This is a genomic window from Rhodanobacter lindaniclasticus (assembly GCF_004799035.1).
In the GTDB taxonomy this organism is placed as follows: domain Bacteria; phylum Pseudomonadota; class Gammaproteobacteria; order Xanthomonadales; family Rhodanobacteraceae; genus Rhodanobacter; species Rhodanobacter lindaniclasticus.
In genome coordinates this window covers 80,791-98,733 of the sequence record NZ_MWIO01000027.1, presented here as the reverse complement: position 1 = coordinate 98,733, position 17,943 = coordinate 80,791, and the positions used below count along the sequence as shown (strand labels likewise).

The window sequence follows — 17,943 nt, the reverse complement described above, 5'->3', positions numbered from 1 at the left end:
GGGCTCGGGCGGTTACAGCCCCAGCAACATCTTGTGCGGATTCTCCAGCTGGTTCTTGATGTCGACCAGGAACAGCACCGCGTCCTTGCCGTCGATGATGCGGTGGTCGTAGCTGAGCGCGATGTACATCATCGGCGCGGCGACGATCTGGCCGTTCTCGACGATCGGGCGTTCCTTGATCGTGTGCATGCCGAGGATCGCGCTCTGCGGCGGGTTCACGATCGGGGTGGACAGCAGCGAGCCGAAGGTGCCGCCGTTGGTGATGGTGAAGGTGCCGCCCTGCAGGTCGTCCAGCGACAGCTTGTTGGCGCGCGCCTTGACGGCGTAGTCGGCGATGCCTTTCTCGACATCGGCGAAGCTCATGTCCTGCACGTCGCGCAGCACCGGCGTGACCAGGCCCTTGTCGGTGGACACGGCGATCGAGATGTCCTGGTAGCCGTGGTATACCACGTCGTTGCCGTCGACCGAGGCGTTGACGAACGGATAACGCTTCAGCGCCTTGGCAGCGGCCTTGACGAAGAAGCTCATGAAGCCGAGCTTGATGCCGTGTTCCTTCTGGAACGCCTCGCCCAGCGTCTTGCGCATCTTCGACACTTCGCTCAGGTTCACTTCGTTGAACGAGGTGAGCATGGCGATCGAGTTCTTCGACTGCATCAGGCGCTCGGCGATGCGCGCGCGCATGCGGGTCATCGGTACGCGCTCTTCCGGACGCGCGCCCGGGGTCGGCTTCGCCGCCGGCACGGCGGGAGCCGCGGCAGGACGCGAGCCGGCGTTGACCACGTCTTCCTTGATGATGCGGCCGTCGCGGCCGGTGCCGGCGATGGCGGAAGTGTCGACCTTGTTCTCGGTGGCAACGCGCTGCGCGGCGGGCGAAAGCTCGGCGGCGGCCTTCGATGCGGCGGGGGCGGGCGCCGCGGCGGCGGGCGCCGGAGCCGCGGCAGCCGGAGCAGCAGCCGGCGCCGGTGCAGCTGCCACGGCACCTTCCTCGATGATCGCGATGACCTGCTCGCTGTTCACCGTGTCGCCGACCTCGTGCCGGATCTCCTTCAGCACGCCATCGACCGGCGCGGGCACTTCCAGCACCACCTTGTCGGTTTCCAGATCCACCAGGTTCTCGTCGCGCTTCACCGCGTCACCGGCCTTCTTGTGCCAGCTGGCGATGGTGGCGTCGGAGACGGACTCGGGCAGCACGGGGACTTTCAGTTCGATGGACATAAGAGGCTCTTGGGTTTGTGCGACTGTCGATGGACACAAGTAGCTGGGACGGCCAATCGCGGCCATCCCGTTCGAAATGGATTACTCGGCGGCGTGGTCGCTGGCGACCGGCGCGACCAGCGCCTGTTCGACCAGCGCGGTCTGTTCGGCGACGTGCGTGTTGTGGTGGCCGGCGGCCGGCGCCGGCGAGCGCGCGCGACCGGCGTACGACAGGCTGTGCTTGCTGCCCGTGCAGGCTTGCAGGTGATGGCGGATCTGGAACCAGGCACCCTGGTTCATCGGCTCCTCCTGGCACCAGATCACTTCCTTCGCCGACGGATACTTGTCCAGTTCGGCGCTGACCTCCACGCGGGGGAACGGATACAGCTGCTCGACGCGCACGATCGCCACGTCGGCCAGCTCGCGCTTCTCGGCTTCCTCCAGCAGGTCGTAGTAGACCTTGCCCGAGCACAGCACCACGCGCTTGACCTTCTTCGCCGCCAGCTTGCGATGCTCGCCGATCACCAGCTGGAAACTGCCGTTGGCCAGCTCGTCCATGCTCGATACCGCCAGCTTGTGGCGCAGCAGCGACTTCGGCGTCATCACGATCAGCGGCTTGCGCGCGGCGCGCAGCATCTGTCGGCGGATCATGTGGAAATCCTGCGCCGGGGTGGTCGGCACGCAGACCTGCATGTTGTCCATCGCGCACAGTTGCAGGAAGCGTTCCAGCCGGGCGGAGGAGTGCTCCGGCCCCTGGCCCTCGTAGCCGTGGGGCAGCAGCAGCACCAGGCCGCACAGCCGGTTCCACTTCGATTCGCCGGAGCTGATGAACTGGTCGATCACGACCTGCGCACCGTTGGCGAAGTCGCCGAACTGCGCTTCCCAGATGTTGAGCGTGTCCGGGTCGGTGGTGGAGTGGCCGTACTCGAACGCCATCACCGCTTCTTCGCTGAGCAGCGAGTCGATCACCTCGACATCGGCGGTGGCGCGCACTTCGGCCAGCGGCATGTAGGTGTGGCCGTCCTTCTGGTCATGCAGCACCGCATGACGGTGGAAGAACGTGCCGCGGCCGGAATCCTGGCCGACCAGGCGCATGTCGAAACCGCCGTCGACCAGGGTGGCGTAGGCGAGGTTCTCGGCGAAGCCCCAGTCGGCGGGCTGCTCGCCGGCGGCCATCTTGCGGCGGTCGTCGTAGATCTTGGCCACGCGGCCTTGCAGGGTGAGGTCGGCGGGCAGGGTGAGGATCTTGCTGGCCAGTTCCTGCAGCTTCTGCTTGGGCACCGTGGTATCGGTGGGCAGCGACAGCTTGCCGCCGATGAAGCGCGCCCAGTCGACGTGGCCGTCGCGGACGGGGCTCGGGTCGAGGTCGGTCATCGGCGCACCGGCTTCCAGGCGCGCGCGATAGGCGTCGAACTGCTTGGCTGCCTCGCCCTCGGCCAGCACGCCGGCCTTCACCAGCTGCTGCTGGTACAGGTCGCGCGCGGTCGGGCGCTTCTTGATGATCTGGTACATCACCGGCTGGGTCGCGGCCGGCTCGTCGGCCTCGTTGTGGCCGTGGCGGCGGTAGCAGACCAGGTCGATCACCGCGTCGCGGCGGAACCGCTTGCGGAAGTCGTAGGCCAGCCGGGTTACCAGGATCACCGCTTCCGGGTCGTCGCCGTTCACGTGCAGCACCGGCGCGTTGACCATCTTGGCCAGGTCGGTGCAGTACATGGTGGAACGCGCGTCCTCCGGATTGGAGGTGGTGAAGCCGACCTGGTTGTTGACCACGATGTGCAGGCTGCCGCCGATCTTGAAGCCGCGCGCCTGCGACATGTTGAACAGTTCCATGTTCACGCCCTGGCCGGCGAACGCGGCGTCGCCGTGGATCAGCACCGCCATCGACTGCGTGTGCGCCGTGTCGCGGCGACGGGTCTGGCGCGCATGCACCGAGCCGGTCACCACCGGGTTGACGATTTCCAGGTGCGAGGGGTTGAACGCCAGCGCCACGTGCACGCCACCCTTGGGCGTCTTGACGTCGGCGGAGAAACCCATGTGGTACTTGACGTCGCCGGAGTGGGCCGGGTCGTCGGGGTGTTCGAACTTGCCTTCGAACTCGTCGAACAGTGTCTTCGGCGGCTTGCCCAGGATGTTGACCAGCACGTTGAGGCGGCCGCGGTGGGCCATGCCGATCACCAGCTCCTTGACGCCGTTGTCGCCAGCCGCGCGTACCACGTCGTCGAGCATCGGGATCAGGCTGTCGCCGCCTTCCAGCGAGAAGCGCTTCTGGCCGACGTACTTGGTGTGCAGGTAGCGCTCCAGCCCTTCGGCCGCGGTAAGACCGTCCAGCACGCGCTGCTGGCCGGCCTTGTCCAGGCCGCTCTGGCCGGCGGATTGTTCGAGCCGGCTGTAGATCCAGTTGCGCTGCTCGTGGTTGCTGATGTGCATGAATTCCGCGCCGATCGAGCTGGCGTAGGTCTTCTTCAGCCGGTCGAGCAGGTCGCGCAGTTTCAGCCGCTGGCCACCACCGGCGTAATTGCCGGTGTCGAATTCGGTATCCAGGTCGGCGTCGGACAGGCCGTGGAAGGCCAGGCCGAGGTCGGGGGCCGGCATCTTGTCGGCGAGGCCCAGCGGGTCCAGGTCGGCGGCGAGGTGGCCGCGCGAGCGGTAGGCGGTGAGCAGGCGCAGCACGCCGGCCTGCTTGCGCGCGTACTCGTCGCTCATCGGTACGGCGGCGGCGCCGTTGCGGCCCTGCCTCTGCGCCGCCTCGATCCGCGCAATGGCGGCGCCGTGCGGGACGTCGCCCGATTCGCGGCCCTTGAACGTCTCGAAATAACCTGCCCATTCGGCGGGAACGGCCGTGGGGTCGGCCAGCCATGCGTCGTACAGCGATTCCACGTAATCGGCGTTGCCGCCAGCGAGTTGGGAGGATTCGTAGAACTCGCGGATCAGGTTTGTACTCACGTCACCACCGGCAGAAAAAGAGGCTTGCAGCCATCCATGTGAGCTGAACGTCGCGGCTTGCGACCGGTTTTCAAGTCCGACCGGTGGCTCGTGCGGATGACTGGTATCAATCTGCGTGATTATACCCTTCGCCCGCCACGGCACGGCAACCCGTGAAATGGTCGCAGACGGCCTGCGGCGCGGCTCCGCGGCCATGATGCACGGCCGCAAACGCGCAAGGGGTGTGGCCCGGTCGCGTTGTGCATCGTCGCGGACGCGGATGGCCACGAGCCAGCTGCGGTTCAGTCCGCGCGGCCGTCTCGCTCAGATATCCAGCCGCTGCAGCGCCGTGGCGCGCTCGGAGCGCTCCCACACCTCGTCGAATTGCTGCTGCAGCGGCGCGGCGCCGGCGCGGTCGTCGCGCGCCGCGCGTCCGGGCGGACGCTCCGCCGCCGGCAGGAACAGGTAACCGCCGACGTCGTTGAGCAGGCAGGCCGAAGGCCAGGCCAGGTCGACGTCGTCGACCGGCACGCGGATCTGGAACGCGCTGGACAGGCGCTGGGCCAGGCCGATCAGTGGATGGTCGGCCTGCAGCGCGGCCTGCGGCTCGTGCAGCAGCACGCGGATCAGCGCACTGCGGCCGGAGGTGGCGATGCGCCGCAACTCGGCCAGTTGTTCCGCATCGGCGAAGGTGTCGGCAGTGAGCGCGGGCAGGCGCACGGCCAGCTGATGACGCGCATCACGCAGCAGTTGCAGCCGCGCCTGCACGCATTCGACCGCCGTGCCGGTCGCCAGCCGGCCGGGGTCGCGACCGGGCGGATGCTCGATCGTCGCGTCCCGCTCGAACACCAGCCGCATGGCGCGGTGTGCCAGGCCCGCGTCCTCGAACTCCTCGCCGTACGCGACGAAGCCGGCGCGGGTGTAGAAGCCGATCGCGCTGACCTGGGCGTCCAGTGCCACCTCGCTCCAGCCCTGCGCGCGGGCCAGGCCCAGCAGCTCGCGCAGCAAGGCTGCACCCACGCCCTGGCCGCGCCAGTCCGGCAGCACCGCCATGCGGCCGATCTTGTGCTGCGGCGTGAGCCGGCCGCAGCCGATCGGATGGCCGGCGTCGTCGCGTGCCAGCACGTGCCAGCAGTCGACGTCGAGCCCGTCGCGTTCGCGCTGCTCGCTCACGCCCTGTTCCTGGATGAACACCGTGGCACGCAGGTCGAGCAGGGCGGCGCGCTGGTCGTCACGCGACCAGTCGGCGATCTCGACGTGGAAGTGCTGCAGTTTCATCGGCGTCGGCGCGCGGGGCGCAGCAACAGGTGGCCGTCGTTGACCAGGGCGAGCAGGAGTTCGCGGTCGGCGGCAGAAGGCGTGCGATCGAAGGCCAGTTCGCGCTCGGCGCACAGTCGCTGCGCCAGTTCCGGCGATGCGCCATAGGCCTGGCCGCATACGTAAAGGACGCAACCGCTCTTGCCGTCCGCCCAGGCCATGCGCGCCCAGGGGTGGCGCAGCAGCCGGGCGCCGGCGGCGAGGCGCCCGGCGAACCGCTCCTCGCTCAGTGGACGCTCCGGCGCCACCGGCACCTGCGCGTTGCGGTAGCGGGTGATGAAGCGGCCGAACCAGTCGCGCAGCAGGTCGTCGCGCAGCGCGGCGGCGAACGGCAGGGCCGCCTTGAGCCGCTCCAGCACGGCGCGGTCGATTTCGCCGGCATGCCTGGCCGGGGCCAGGTCGGGATCGGCGTAACGCAATTCGTCGGGAAGCTGCTCGGCGATGTAGTCGGCCAGGTCGCCGGTCAGTTCGGCCTGCGAGGGCGCGCGCATGCCGACGGAGAACGTCATGCACGGACCGCCGAAGGCCACGCCGTCGTGCGGCACGCCCGGTGGCAGGTAGAGCATGTCGCCCGGGTCGAGCAGCCATTCGTGGGTCGGCTCGAACTGCACCAGTTGCTTCAGCTCGATGTCGGGCCGGAACGCCTTTGGCGCCAGCGGATCGTCGCTGATCGCCCAATGGCGCTGGCCCAGGCCCTGCAGCAGGAACACGTCGTACTGATCGATGTGCGCGCCGACTCCGCCGCCGGGTTCGGCGTAGGACACCATCACGTCGTCCATGCGCCAGCTCGGCAGGAACCGGAAGTGCTGCAGCAGGCTGGCCACGTCGGCGTCCCACTTGTCCACGTCCTGCACCAGCAAGGTCCAGTCGCGTGGTGGCGTGGCGGCGAAATCGGCCTCCTCCAGCGGACTCGACTTGACCCGCCAGCGGTCGCGCGCCTCGTCGTGCACGATCAGCCGCGCCAGCGCGGTGGGTTCGCAGGCCAGACCGGCGAGGTCGTCCGGTTGCAGCGGCGGGCGGAAGCCGGGAAACGCGTTGCGGATCAGCAGCGGGCGTTTCTGCCAGTAGTCGCGCAGGAAGCGCGCCGGGCTCATGCCCAGCGGGCGCGTGGCGCTGCCGCGCACTTCGATCGGAAAAGTCGGGAGGGGTTTCATCCGGCCATTGTAGTAGCCGGCTCAGGTGAACAGGTGCACCGTGTTGTTGAGGCCCAGTGCCAGCACCGCCAGCCCGGCCAGCGCGGTGGCGACGCGCGCCGGCACGCGTCGCACGAACACGGCGCCGAACGGCGCGGCCAGGGCCCCGCCGATGATCAACCCGGCCACGGCAGCGGCGTGGCTGACGCCGATGGTGAACAGGAAGCTGAAGCTGGCGGCCACGCTGACCACGCACTTGGCCAGGTGCACGCTGCCGATCACCGCCCGTGGCTGCAGGCCGCGCGCCAGCAGCGTGGTGACCGTGATCGCGCTCCAGCCGCCGCCGCCGATCGCGTCGACCAGCCCGGCGATGCCGCCGGTGACGCCGGTGCCGCGCGGTACGTCCAGGCGCGTGCCGGCCGGTCGTCGGCAACGCAGCAACAGGAAGCCGCCCATGCCCAGCAGGTAAGGCGCCAGCATGGCGCGCAGCCAGGAAGGTGGCACGTGCACCGCGATCCACACGCCGATCAGCGCGCCCAGCACGCCGGGAATGACCAGCGCCAGGAACAGCGCGCGACGCACGTTGCCGGCCAGCAGGTGGCTGAGGCCGGAAGCACCGCAGGTGAAGGCCTCCGCATAGTGCACGCTGGCGCTGGCCGCCACCGGCGGCAAGCCGAGGGCCAGCAGCAGGCCGGACGAGGTGACCCCGAAAGCCATGCCCAGCGCGCCGTCGACCAGCTGGGCGAGGGCGCCCACGACCATGAATGCAAGCAGTTCGCTCAAGCGTGTCGGCAACCACATCGGGTGGATGCGCAGTATACGGCGCGCCGGGTCGTGCGCAGGAAATGAGCAGCGGACATAACGACATGCCGACAGATGTTTTCCCCGAGCCGACGCAGGCGCCTAACATTCACATGTGGACGTAAAGACGTCCAAAAGGAATGGTCGTGAATGCTGCGCTGAAATCGCTGTCACCCGCACCGACGCTCGACCCGGACAAGCTTGCGCTGCTGGTCCGCCTGACCCATGGCCTGGCTCCGGCCGACCTGTACTGGGTCGCGGCGTACAGCGCTGCGGCCGCGGCCGCAGCCGGCGGCGCGGCACCTGCCGGCCTGGTGGCGATGGGCGAGCCGGCAGCGAACGCCACCGAGCGGTTGACCATCGTCTACGGCAGCCAGACCGGCAACTCGCGCCGCGTCGCCGAGCAACTGGAGGCCCGCGCCGAGGCCGCCGGCCTGCCGGTGCGATTGCTGCGCGCCGGCGCCTACCCGCTGCGCGAGCTGGCGCAGGAGCGCCTCCTGAGCGTGGTGATCAGCAGCCAGGGCGATGGCGACCCGCCGGACGATGCGATCGGCTTCGTCGAGTTCATCGCCGGCAAACGCGCACCGAAGCTGCCGCAGCTGAAGTTCGCCGTGCTCGGCCTGGGCGATTCGAGTTACCCGAAGTACTGCGCTGTCAGCCAGGCGCTGGATGCGCGGCTGGCCGAGCTGGGCGGCCAGCGCCTTGCCGAGCTGGGTGAGGCCGACGTGGATTTCGAGGCCGCGGCAGCGAGCTGGTCCGCAGCCGCCGTGGCCGCCGCCCGAGAGACGCTGGCCGTGCCCGCGACGGCCCCGCGTCAGGGCGCGGCACTGCACGCGGTGCGCACGGTGGCGACGCACTCGCGTGAGCAGCCGTTCGCGGCCGCCGTGCTGGAGAACCAGCGCATAGTGTCGCGCGACAGCGAGCGCGATGTGCGGCATGTCGAACTGTCGCTGGAAGGTTCGGGCCTGCGTTACGAAGCCGGTGACGCGGTCGGTGTGTGGCCGCGCAACCCGCCGGTGCTGGTCGAGCAGTGGCTGGCGGCCTTGCGGCTGGATGGCGCCGCCGAGGTGGAGCACGGCGGCAAGCGCCTGCCGCTGGCGCGCTGGCTGGGCGAGCAGCGCGAGATCACCCGGTTGACCCGTCCGCTGGTGGCGGCGCAGGCCGCGGCCACGAGACATGCCGGCCTGCAGCGCCTGCTGGAACCGGAGCAACGCGCCGAATTCGCTGCCTTGCTGGAAAGCCACCAGCCGATCGACCTGCTGCGCGAATTTCCGGCAGCGTGGGACGCCACCGAGCTGGTGGCGACGCTGCGTCCGCTCACACCGCGGTTGTATTCGATCGCCTCCAGCCCGAAGGCGGTGGGGCCGGAGGAGGTGCACCTGACGGTGGCGGTGGTGGAGTACGCCGCGCATGGCAGCGTCCACTACGGCGCGGCGTCCAGCTTCCTCGCCAACGCCGGCGACGAGGCGACGGTGCCGGTCTTCATCGAGCCGAACGAACGCTTCCGTCTGCCGGCCGACGGCAGCCGCGACGTGATCATGATCGGCCCCGGTACCGGCATCGCCCCGTTTCGTGCCTTCGTGCAGGAACGCGAGGCGATGGCCGCCAGCGGCCGCAACTGGCTGTTCTTCGGCAACCGGTACTTCGCGCGCGATTTCCTCTATCAGGTCGAGTGGCAGGACGCCTTGCGCCGCGGCAACCTGAGCCGCCTCGACCTGGCCTTTTCCCGTGACGGTGTGGCTCGTTCCGAGAGTCCGCACAAGGACGCGCGGGGTGTTGCGAGGGACTCGCACAAAGTCTACGTGCAGCAGCGCCTGCGCGAGAACGGTCGCGAACTGTATGCGTGGCTGCGCGAGGGCGCACACCTGTATGTCTGCGGCGATTCCGCGCACATGGCCAGGGACGTGCACGAGGCCTTGCTGGAGATCGTCGCCACTCACGGCGATCTGTCTGCCGACGATGCCCGCGCCTGGCTGGCCGACCTGCTGCAACAGGGCCGTTATGCACGCGATGTGTATTGACTGCCTTTATTTCTGCGTTCATCCATGAACGCCAGGATCAAAAAGCGGCCATCCATGGCCGCACTCTTCAGAACAACATTCCCATGCCTTCCCATCTCGAGCACATCAAGACCGAAAGCCGCTTCCTGCGCGGCACCATCGCGGAAGGACTGGCCGATGCGGTGACCGGCGCGATCGCCGAAAGCGACACCAAGCTGCTCAAGTTCCACGGCAGCTACATGCAGGACGATCGCGACATCCGCGACGAACGCCGTCGCCAGAAACTGGAGCCGGCGTATGCCTTCATGGTGCGCGCGCGTCTGCCTGGTGGCGTGATGAATCCAAAGCAGTGGCTGGCCTTCGACCGGATCGCCAGCGACTATGCCTCCAGCGGACTGCGCATCACCACGCGGCAGACGTTCCAGTGGCACGGCATCATCAAGCGCGACCTGAAGGCGGCCATCGCCGCGATCAACGCGGCCATGGCCAGCACGATCGCCGCCTGCGGCGACGTCAACCGCAACGTGGTGTGCAATACCAACCCGGTCGAGTCGCCGGCGCACGAGGCGGCGTACGCGTGGGCGGTGCGCCTTTCCGAGCACCTCAAGCCGAAGACCCGCGCCTACCACGAGCTCTGGCTCGACGGCGAAAAGCTGGTGGGCGAGGAAGCCGCCGCCGAGAGCGAACCGCTGTACGGCGCCACCTACCTGCCGCGCAAGTTCAAGATCGGGCTGGCCATTCCGCCGCAGAACGACGTCGACGTGTTCGCCCAGGACCTGGCCCTGATCGCCATCATCGAATGCGGCGAGCTGGTCGGTTTCAACGTCGGCATCGGCGGCGGCATGGGCGCCACCCATGGCGACCCGGCCACCTATCCGCGGCTGGCCGAGGTGATCGGTTTCGTGCGGCCGCCGCAGCTCATCGCGCTGGCGGAAGCCGTCGTCGCCGTGCAGCGCGACTGGGGCGACCGGGAAGAACGCAAACATGCGCGGCTGAAGTACACCATCGACACGCACGGCCTCGATGCGGTCAAGGCCGAGGTCGAGCAGCGCCTGGGCTTCGCGCTGGAGCCGGCGCGCGCGTTCCGCTTCGACAGCAACGGCGATCGCTACGGCTGGGTCGAAGGCCACGCCGGTCGCTGGCACCTGACCTTGCAGGTCGAGTCCGGCCGCCTGCTCGACAGCGAGGCGCACACCTGGCTCAGCGGCATGCGCGAACTGGCCGGCATGCACACCGGCGACATCCGGCTCACCTGCAACCAGAGCCTGATCATCGCCAACGTGGCCGCCGAAGATCGCGCCGCGATCGACGCGCTGGTGGCCCGCCACGGCATGGACGGCTACCGGCGGCACAGCGCGATCCGCCAGCATGCGATCGCCTGCGTGGCGTTGCCCACCTGCGGCCTGGCGATGGCCGAGAGCGAACGCTACCTGCCGACGCTGCTGCCGAAACTGGAAGCCCTGCTGGACCGGCACGGCCTGCTCGACGCACCGATCCTGCTGCGCCTGTCCGGTTGCCCCAACGGTTGCTCGCGCCCGTACCTGGGCGAGATCGCCCTGGTCGGTCGCGCCCCGGGGCGTTACGACCTGCGCCTGGGTGCTGATTTCCGCGGCCAGCGCTTGAACCAGGCCTGGCGCGAGAACGTCGACGAGGGCACGATCCTCGATGCGCTCGATCCGCTGTTCGCGCGCTATGCCGCCGAGCGCGAGGCCGGCGAGGGCTTTGGCGATTTCCTGCTGCGCGCGGCGATCCTTGCGGCACCGCCGTCACGGCGGATCGCCGCCACGGTGACGGCATGACCCGGCTCGACACCGACATGGAACCGGATCCGCGGCAGCTGGCCGAGCTCAATGCGACGCTGGCGTCGATCAGCGCCGAACAGCGCGTGGCCTGGGCACTCGCGCATCTGCCCGGCGAACATGTGCTGTCATCCAGCTTCGGGGTACAGGCGGCGGTGTCGCTGCACCTGGTCACCCGACAGCGGCCGGATATTCCCGTGCTGCTGATCGACACCGGCTACCTGTTTCCCGAGACCTACCGCTTCGTCGACGCCCTGACCGAGCGGCTGGACCTGAATCTCAAGGTCTATCAATCGCCGCTCAGCCCGGCGCGGATGGAGGCACGCGATGGCCGGCTGTGGGAGCAGGGCGTGCCGGGGCTCGATCGCTACAACCAGCTGCGCAAGGTGGAACCGATGCAGCGGGCGCTGGACGAACTGTACGTAGGCAGCTGGATCGCCGGCCTGCGCCGGCAGCAATCGCGCAGCCGCGCTGCGATCCCGTTCCTCGAACGTCGCCATGGCCGCTGGAAACTGTATCCGCTGGCCGACTGGAGCGACCGCGACGTCGGCCACTACCTGAGTCGCCATCGGTTGCCCTATCACCCGTTGTGGGAGCAGGGCTACGTCTCGGTCGGCGATCGCCACACCAGTCGCCGCTGGGAACCGGGCATGGACCCGGAGGACACGCGCTTCTTCGGCCTCAAGCGCGAGTGCGGGTTGCACGGCATCGCGTGATGCCCGTGTAGGGCGGGCACCGCCCGCCGCTCCTGGTGGGTGCGTTGAAGAGCTGGCGGGCAGTGCCCGCCCTACGTCACTGCGCTGTCTTCGCCTCACGCACGGGGATGTCGACGCTGCACAGGCCGACCTTGCCGGACGACACCTTGTAGAACGCATCGTGCCGATGGCGCTGCGCGTCGAGCAGGGCGGCGAAGGTGGCGCTGTCGGTGCGCAGCACCTGCACGGCCGGGCGCTGCGCCGGCGGCAGTTCGGAGGCCAGTCGCACGGATTCGATCGGCGTGCGCTGCGCGGGCTTGTCGTAGAAACCCATCGGGCCGGCACCGCGCGGCAAGGCGGACAGCAACGGCATGCCTTGCAGCACGCGGCCGGCGATCGCCAGGTTGCGGTCGAGCCGGCGCGGGGATTGGCCGATCACCACGTACAGCTCGCTGCCGCTACCCGTTTCCGGGCCGATGTCGCGGCCCACGCCGACCATGCCGTAGCAGTGGGTCAGCCACTGCTCGCCGCTGGCCGGGTCGCGCGCGGCGGGGAAGCCTTCGCTGAAGCCGACCTCGGGCGCGTAGACGTCGCCGTCGGGCAGCGGCGTCCACTCCAGTTTCGGGTCGATCGGCCGCGTGTATTCCGGCGGCAGCGTGGCCTGCGCCTTGCCCAGCGAACGCGGCTTGCTGGCGGGATCGTCGTCGTCGGCCGCCGGGTCGCCCCATTGCGTGACGAAGTTGTCCTGCACCCGCACGATCGCCAGGCCGTCGTAATAGTGCTGGCGCGCCATGGTGCGGATATTCGCCGCGTGCAGCGGGGTGAAATCCGGGGCCAGCTCGATCAGCACCCGGCCGGTCGGCAACTGCATCACCAGCAGGTTGTGCGGATCGGGGGTACGCCATTCGCCGGCGCCGGACCGGGCCAGCAGTTCCGCACGGGTCGGCGTGGCGGTCTGGCTGTTTGCGGCGAAGGCCGGCACGGCCAGCAGGCCAGCCAGCAGCGCCACGGCCGCGAGTTGTCGATGTGCATGCATGGATCTTTCCCCCAGGGCGCGCGATGACGGAATGCGCAAACTAGCAGAGCCGGCCGCGCCCGGGTGCGGCGTGACTTCAGGCACTGTGCTATTCACAAGTAAACACTATGATTCAGTCAACGGCATAAGGCGACGGGCGGACGACGTGGACGAGGATCTCCAGCTCAGGAAGTTCCACAAGGAGTTGTCCAGCGGCACGGTATCGCTGGTCCTGCTGGCCGTGCTCGGGCAGTCGCGCCAGCCGATGTACGGCTACCAGATCGCCAAGCGGCTGGAGCAGGTGGGCGAGGGCGTGCTGGCCGGCAAGCAGAGCGCGCTGTACCCGGTGCTGCGCAATCTCGAAGCTGCAGGCCTGCTCGCCAGCGAGGTCGAGCCGTCGACCAGCGGCCCGCCACGACGGTATTACCGCATCACCAGACCCGGACGCGAGGCGTTGCGCGCATGGACGCACGCGTGGAACGCCACCCGCGATTCGGTCGACAAAGTTCTGCAAGGGGAGCTGTGATGGGCAAGCCACGCACGATCAACGAATATCTCGACCAGCTGCGCGCCGCGCTGCGCGGCGCCGATCCGGCACTGGTCCAGGATGCGCTGTACGACGCCGAGGAACACCTGCGCGCCGAGCTGTACGAGCGGCCTGGTCGCGACGAGGCTTCGATGCTCGAGCAGGTAGTGGAGAGCTATGGCGCGCCGGACGAGGTGGCCGAGATCTACCGCGACCAGGAGATCCGGATCCAGCGTGCGATCCGCCCGCCGCCGCCACCACCGCGGCGCTCGCTGGTCGGGCGCTTCTTCGGGGTGGCGACCGACCTGCACACCTGGGGTGCGCTGTTCTACATCCTGCTGGGGTCGGCCACGGGCATCGCCTATTTCACCTTGGCCTTGGGCGGCATCGCGCTGTCGGCAGGCCTGTCCGTGCTGATCATCGGCCTGCCGTTCATCGTGCTGTTCATCGGCAGCGTGCGGGGGCTCTCGCTGCTCGAAGGGCGCATCGTGGAAGCGCTGCTGGGCGTGCGCATGCCGCGGCGGCCGCCATACCCGCAACGCGGCGTGCCGCTGCTGGGGCGGATCGGCGCCATGTTCACCGACCCGCGCACCTGGACCACGCTGTTCTACATGGTGCTGATGTTGCCGCTGGGCATCGCGTACTTCATCGTCACGGCCGTCCTGCTGGCCATCGCGCTGGGCCTGCTGGGCCTGCCGGTGGCGATGCTGTTTGACCACGACTGGCTGCAGGGCCTGTACGTGGATCGCACGATCCTGCTGGACTGGGGTTCCGGCCCGCACGTGCCGGGTTGGGGCGAGGTGCTGGCGATGTTCCTGCTCGGCGCGGTGTTGCTGTTCGCCACCCTGCACCTGGTACGCGGAATCGGCCGTTTGCACGGCGCCATGGCCAAGCACCTGCTGGTGCGCGGCACGACTCGGAGTGCGTCGTGATGGACGATCTGCTGGCCCGTTTCGATGGCGCATGGGAAGGCGAAGAAGCCATCGCCACGACCCGCTGGGGCGAGGGTGGCCCGGCGCTCGCGCAGATCACCGCGGGGTTGGCGCTGGGCGGCAAGGTGCTGCTGATGGATTACCGCGAAACGCGCGACGGCCAACCCGCACTGCAGGCGCACGCGGTATTCGCTGATGGCGCCAGTCCCGGCGACTTCGCGCTGCACTGGTTCGACAGCTACGGATTCACTCCCGCGCAGCCAGCGCCCGGCCATCGCGATGGCGATCGGCTGGTGTTCCTGCGCAGCTCGCCGCGCGGGCAGACACGACATGTCTACCACTGGCTGGACAACGATGAGTTCACCCTGGTGCTGGAAAGCTCGTTCGACGGCGGTGCAAGCTGGGAGGAGGTCATGCAGGGTAGCTACCGCCGCGTCCCGTAGCCCCGGTGCGCCCGGGTGACCGGCGTCGTCGCGGCTTTCAGAAGTCGTCCACGAACTCGATGCCCGCACCGCGTTCGCTGGCCAGCGCCTCGGCGCCCACGCGCACGTCATCGGCCAGGCTGTCGCTGGCTGCGCCCACTTCGATGAGATAGGTGTGTGCGTCGCTGTCGCTGGCCGAATCGAGCGAGCTGGAGTCGTCGCGGATACCCAGCGTGGGGTCGTCGATCTCTTCGATGTGCTCGATCCCGTCGATGCCGTGCAGGCCGATGATGAGGGTGTCGGCGTCGGCGCGACTGCCGATCAGGCGAAAGCGGATCATGGGCATGGGGACGGCTCCGGGATGTCGGGGATGGGGCAGGGCGAGCATCGCAAGCGAAACGCATGCGAAAGGTGATGCCGCGCGGGACTACCATGGGCGCCTTTCGTGAACACCTGCCAGGCCCATGCCCAAGACCTACGACCGCAGCTATTTCGACAAGTGGTATCGCGACCCAAGCCATGCGGTGGGCTCGCCGGCCGAGTTGCGGCGCAAGGTGGCGATGGCGGTGGCGCAGACCGAGTACTACCTGGGCCGCACGATCCGCAACGTGCTGGACGTGGGCTGCGGCGAAGCCGCGTGGCGGGCGCCGCTGCGCGCGCTGCGGCCCGGCGTGGAGTATCGCGGGCTGGACGCCAGCGAATACGTGGTGGCGCGCTACGGTCGCAGCCGCCAGATCGGCCTGGCGCGTTTCGGCCAGCTCGAACAGTTGCGTTTTGACACCCGCTTCGACCTGATCGTGTGCAGCGACGTGCTGCACTACCTCAAGCCCGCCGAGATCCGCGCCGGCCTGCACGGCGTCGGCGAGATGCTCGACGGCGTGGCCTTCCTGGAAGTGTTCACCAGCCGCGACGACGTGGCAGGCGACCGCCAGGGTTTCGTCGCCCGCGTACCCGCCTGGTACCTGCGCGAATTCGGCCGCGTCGGCCTGCTGCCGTGCGGGTCGCATTGCTATCTCGGACCGCGGCTTGAGCAGCATGTGGCCGCGCTGGAGCGCGCGCAGCTGCCTGGCTGACGAAAGCCGGCGTATCGCCGGGCGGCGATTCCGCGCTATCGTGCGCGGCAGTTTTCATCGGGGGAGACCACCGAAGTGACCCAGCCAGCCTTGTCCAGCTCGCCGCGCCGCGAACTCACCCTCCGCGGCGTCATCATCGGCATCGTGATCACCGTGGTGTTCACCGCCGCCAACGTGTTCTTCGGTCTCAAGGCCGGACTCACCTTCGCCACCTCGATCCCCGCCGCGGTGATCTCGATGGCGGTCCTGCGCGCGTTGAAAAACTCCACCGTGCAGGAGAACAACATCGTGCAGACGGTGGCCTCGGCCGCCGGCACGCTCTCGGCGATCATCTTCGTGCTGCCGGGCCTGGTGATCCTGGGTTACTGGAACGGCTTTCCGTTCTGGATGAGCTTCGGCATCTGCGCCACCGGCGGCATCCTCGGCGTGATGTACACCATCCCGCTGCGCCGGGCGCTGGTCACCGACTCGGACCTGCCCTATCCGGAGGGCGTGGCCTGCGCCGAGGTGCTCAAGGTGGGTTCGGGCGACACGGAGGAGGCTGCCGAGTCGGTGGAATCCGGCGGCGCGGGACTGAAGGCGGTGGTGGTGGGCTCGATCGTCTCGGCGGCGTTCTACATCGTGGTGCAGACCAAGATCTTCGCCGCCGCGGTATCCAGCTATTTCCGCATCGGTGACCGGGGCGCGGCCACCGGTTTCGACTTCGGCCTCTCGTTCGCCTTGTTCGCGGTCGGGCACCTGGTGGGCCTGTGGGTGGGCGTGGCGATGCTGCTGGGCGCGATCATCGGCTGGGGCTGGGCGGTGCCGCACTTCCTGCTGCTGCACCCCGAAGGTGGCGCGGTGGCGGAAGCGGCCCAGGCGACCTGGAGTCATTACGTGCGCTTCGTGGGCGCCGGCACCATCGGCGTGGCGGCGATCTGGACGCTGGCCAAGCTGGTCAAGCCGGTGATCGGCGGCCTGGCCGGCGCGATGCGCGCCTCCAGGGCGCGCAAGGCGGGCACGCTGCACTCGCTGCCGCGTACCGAGCACGACATGCCGATCGGCCAGGTCGGCATCATCACCTTGCTATGCCTGATCCCGGTGGCGTGGCTGCTCGGCCACTTCGCCAACATCAGCGGGCTGGGCGAGCACATGGCGCTGCTGGTGATCGGCGGGGTGGTGTTCGTGATCATCCTGAGCTTCCTGGTGTCGGCGGTGTGCGGCTACATGGCGGGCTTGATCGGTTCGTCCAACAGCCCGCTGTCGGGCGTGGGCATCCTGGTGGTGATCATCGCCGCGCTGCTGCTGGTGCTCGGCGTGAAGTCGCTGGTGCCGGAGGAGGCCGGCAAGGCGCTGGTGGCCTTCGCGCTGTTCATCACCTCGATCGTGTTCGCGGTGGCTTCCATCGCCAACAACAATTTGCAGGATCTGAAGACCGGCCAGCTGGTCGACGCCACGCCTTCGCTGCAGCAATGGGCGCTGGTGATCGGCGTGATCGCCGGCGCGCTGGTGATTCCGCCGGTGCTGGACCTGCTCAACCAGGCCTACGGCTTCCTCGGCGCGCCGGGCGTGGATCCCGCGCGCGCGCTGCCGGCGCCGCAGGCCGGACTGATCTCGGCGCTGGCGCAGGGCGTGATCACCGGCAACATCGACTGGAGCCTGATCGCCATCGGCGGCGGCATCGGCGCGGTACTGATCGTGGTCGACGAAGTGCTGGGCAAGACCGGCAAGTCGATGCGGCTGCCGCCGCTGGCGGTGGGCCTGGGCATCTACCTGCCGACCTCGACCACGCTGATGGTGGTGGTCGGCGCGCTGGTCGGCGCCTGGTTCGACAAGCGTGCCGAGCGCGGCCCCAAGGCGGAGCCGACCAAACAGCTGGGCGTGCTGCTGGCGTCCGGGCTGATCGTGGGCGAGAGCCTGCTCGGCGTGATCGTGGCCGCGGCGGTGGCGCTGTCCGGCAACCAGTCGCCGCTGGCCGTGGTGGGCGACAGTTTCGCCACCCCGGCGATCTGGATCGGCGGACTCGCCTTCACCGCGACGGTCGTGGTGATGTACCGCTGGATCGCGCGGATGGGGCAGGGCGGCTGACGCAAAAATGCCGCGTGGCTGCCGTTCAGCGGCTGCCACGCGACTGG

Annotated in this window: 15 protein-coding genes; 8 read left to right on the top strand and 7 right to left on the bottom strand. The window is 68.8% G+C overall.

Going from position 1 to position 17,943, the window contains the following annotated elements; all coding sequences use genetic code 11:
- Positions 1–12: 12 nt before the first annotated feature.
- The 5 genes from odhB to B1991_RS09945 all read right to left on the bottom strand — a co-directional run bounded on the left by odhB (position 13) and on the right by B1991_RS09945 (position 7,349).
- On the bottom strand, positions 13–1,215 hold the full coding sequence (gene odhB, locus B1991_RS09965) for a 2-oxoglutarate dehydrogenase complex dihydrolipoyllysine-residue succinyltransferase (protein ID WP_136258578.1): 1,203 nt from the start codon (positions 1,213–1,215) through the stop codon (positions 13–15).
- Positions 1,216–1,296: 81 nt separating this feature from the next.
- A complete protein-coding gene (locus tag B1991_RS09960; RefSeq protein WP_136258577.1) occupies positions 1,297–4,137 on the bottom strand; it encodes a 2-oxoglutarate dehydrogenase E1 component in 2,841 nt (946 codons plus the stop codon).
- 303 nt (positions 4,138–4,440) lie between these two features.
- Complete coding sequence (locus B1991_RS09955) at positions 4,441–5,394, bottom strand: GNAT family N-acetyltransferase (protein ID WP_136258576.1); 954 nt, start codon at positions 5,392–5,394, stop codon at positions 4,441–4,443.
- Positions 5,391–6,587 carry a cupin domain-containing protein gene (locus B1991_RS09950; protein ID WP_136258575.1) on the bottom strand — a complete coding sequence of 399 codons (1,197 nt, stop codon included), beginning with the start codon at positions 6,585–6,587 and terminating at the stop codon, positions 5,391–5,393. Before B1991_RS09950 ends, B1991_RS09955 begins: the two co-directional genes overlap by 4 nt.
- 21 nt (positions 6,588–6,608) lie before the next feature.
- On the bottom strand, positions 6,609–7,349 hold the full coding sequence (locus tag B1991_RS09945; protein WP_342773771.1) for a sulfite exporter TauE/SafE family protein: 741 nt from the start codon (positions 7,347–7,349) through the stop codon (positions 6,609–6,611).
- A 164-nt stretch (positions 7,350–7,513) separates the two neighbouring features.
- Here B1991_RS09945 and B1991_RS09940 point away from each other — a divergent pair, with 164 nt between their 5' ends.
- The 3 genes from B1991_RS09940 to B1991_RS09930 all read left to right on the top strand — a co-directional run bounded on the left by B1991_RS09940 (position 7,514) and on the right by B1991_RS09930 (position 11,882).
- The gene (locus tag B1991_RS09940) at positions 7,514–9,388 is read left to right on the top strand and encodes an assimilatory sulfite reductase (NADPH) flavoprotein subunit (RefSeq protein WP_168709616.1); all 1,875 of its coding nucleotides are present in this window, start codon (positions 7,514–7,516) and stop codon (positions 9,386–9,388) included.
- Between the two features lie 83 nt (positions 9,389–9,471).
- Positions 9,472–11,166, top strand: coding sequence for an assimilatory sulfite reductase (NADPH) hemoprotein subunit (cysI, locus tag B1991_RS09935; protein ID WP_136258573.1), 1,695 nt, complete (start codon positions 9,472–9,474; stop codon positions 11,164–11,166).
- Positions 11,163–11,882 carry a phosphoadenylyl-sulfate reductase gene (locus B1991_RS09930; RefSeq protein ID WP_136258572.1) on the top strand — a complete coding sequence of 240 codons (720 nt, stop codon included), beginning with the start codon at positions 11,163–11,165 and terminating at the stop codon, positions 11,880–11,882. The genes cysI and B1991_RS09930 overlap by 4 nt, the downstream gene beginning before the upstream one ends.
- Positions 11,883–11,958: 76 nt before the next feature.
- Here B1991_RS09930 and B1991_RS09925 read toward each other — a convergent pair whose 3' ends face one another.
- Positions 11,959–12,897, bottom strand: a complete 939-nt coding sequence (locus B1991_RS09925; protein ID WP_136258571.1) for a peptidylprolyl isomerase — start codon at positions 12,895–12,897, stop codon at positions 11,959–11,961.
- 145 nt (positions 12,898–13,042) lie between these two features.
- Here B1991_RS09925 and B1991_RS09920 point away from each other — a divergent pair, with 145 nt between their 5' ends.
- The 3 genes from B1991_RS09920 to B1991_RS09910 are packed head-to-tail and all read left to right on the top strand — an operon-like array spanning position 13,043 to position 14,777.
- On the top strand, positions 13,043–13,402 hold the full coding sequence (locus B1991_RS09920) for a PadR family transcriptional regulator (protein WP_136258570.1): 360 nt from the start codon (positions 13,043–13,045) through the stop codon (positions 13,400–13,402).
- Complete coding sequence (locus B1991_RS09915) at positions 13,402–14,334, top strand: sensor domain-containing protein (protein ID WP_136258569.1); 933 nt, start codon at positions 13,402–13,404, stop codon at positions 14,332–14,334. The genes B1991_RS09920 and B1991_RS09915 overlap by 1 nt, the downstream gene beginning before the upstream one ends.
- Positions 14,334–14,777, top strand: a complete 444-nt coding sequence (locus B1991_RS09910; RefSeq protein WP_136258568.1) for a DUF1579 family protein — start codon at positions 14,334–14,336, stop codon at positions 14,775–14,777. The genes B1991_RS09915 and B1991_RS09910 overlap by 1 nt, the downstream gene beginning before the upstream one ends.
- 37 nt (positions 14,778–14,814) lie before the next feature.
- Here the strand turns inward: B1991_RS09910 and B1991_RS09905 are convergent, their stop codons facing one another.
- A complete protein-coding gene (locus B1991_RS09905; protein WP_136258567.1) occupies positions 14,815–15,102 on the bottom strand; it encodes a hypothetical protein in 288 nt (95 codons plus the stop codon).
- A gap of 118 nt (positions 15,103–15,220) precedes the next feature.
- Between B1991_RS09905 and B1991_RS09900 the strand changes: the two genes are divergently transcribed.
- Positions 15,221–15,829, top strand: a complete 609-nt coding sequence (locus tag B1991_RS09900; RefSeq protein WP_136258566.1) for a methyltransferase — start codon at positions 15,221–15,223, stop codon at positions 15,827–15,829.
- Between the two features lie 75 nt (positions 15,830–15,904).
- Positions 15,905–17,896, top strand: a complete 1,992-nt coding sequence (locus tag B1991_RS09895) for an OPT family oligopeptide transporter (RefSeq protein WP_136258565.1) — start codon at positions 15,905–15,907, stop codon at positions 17,894–17,896.
- Positions 17,897–17,943 lie beyond the last annotated feature (47 nt).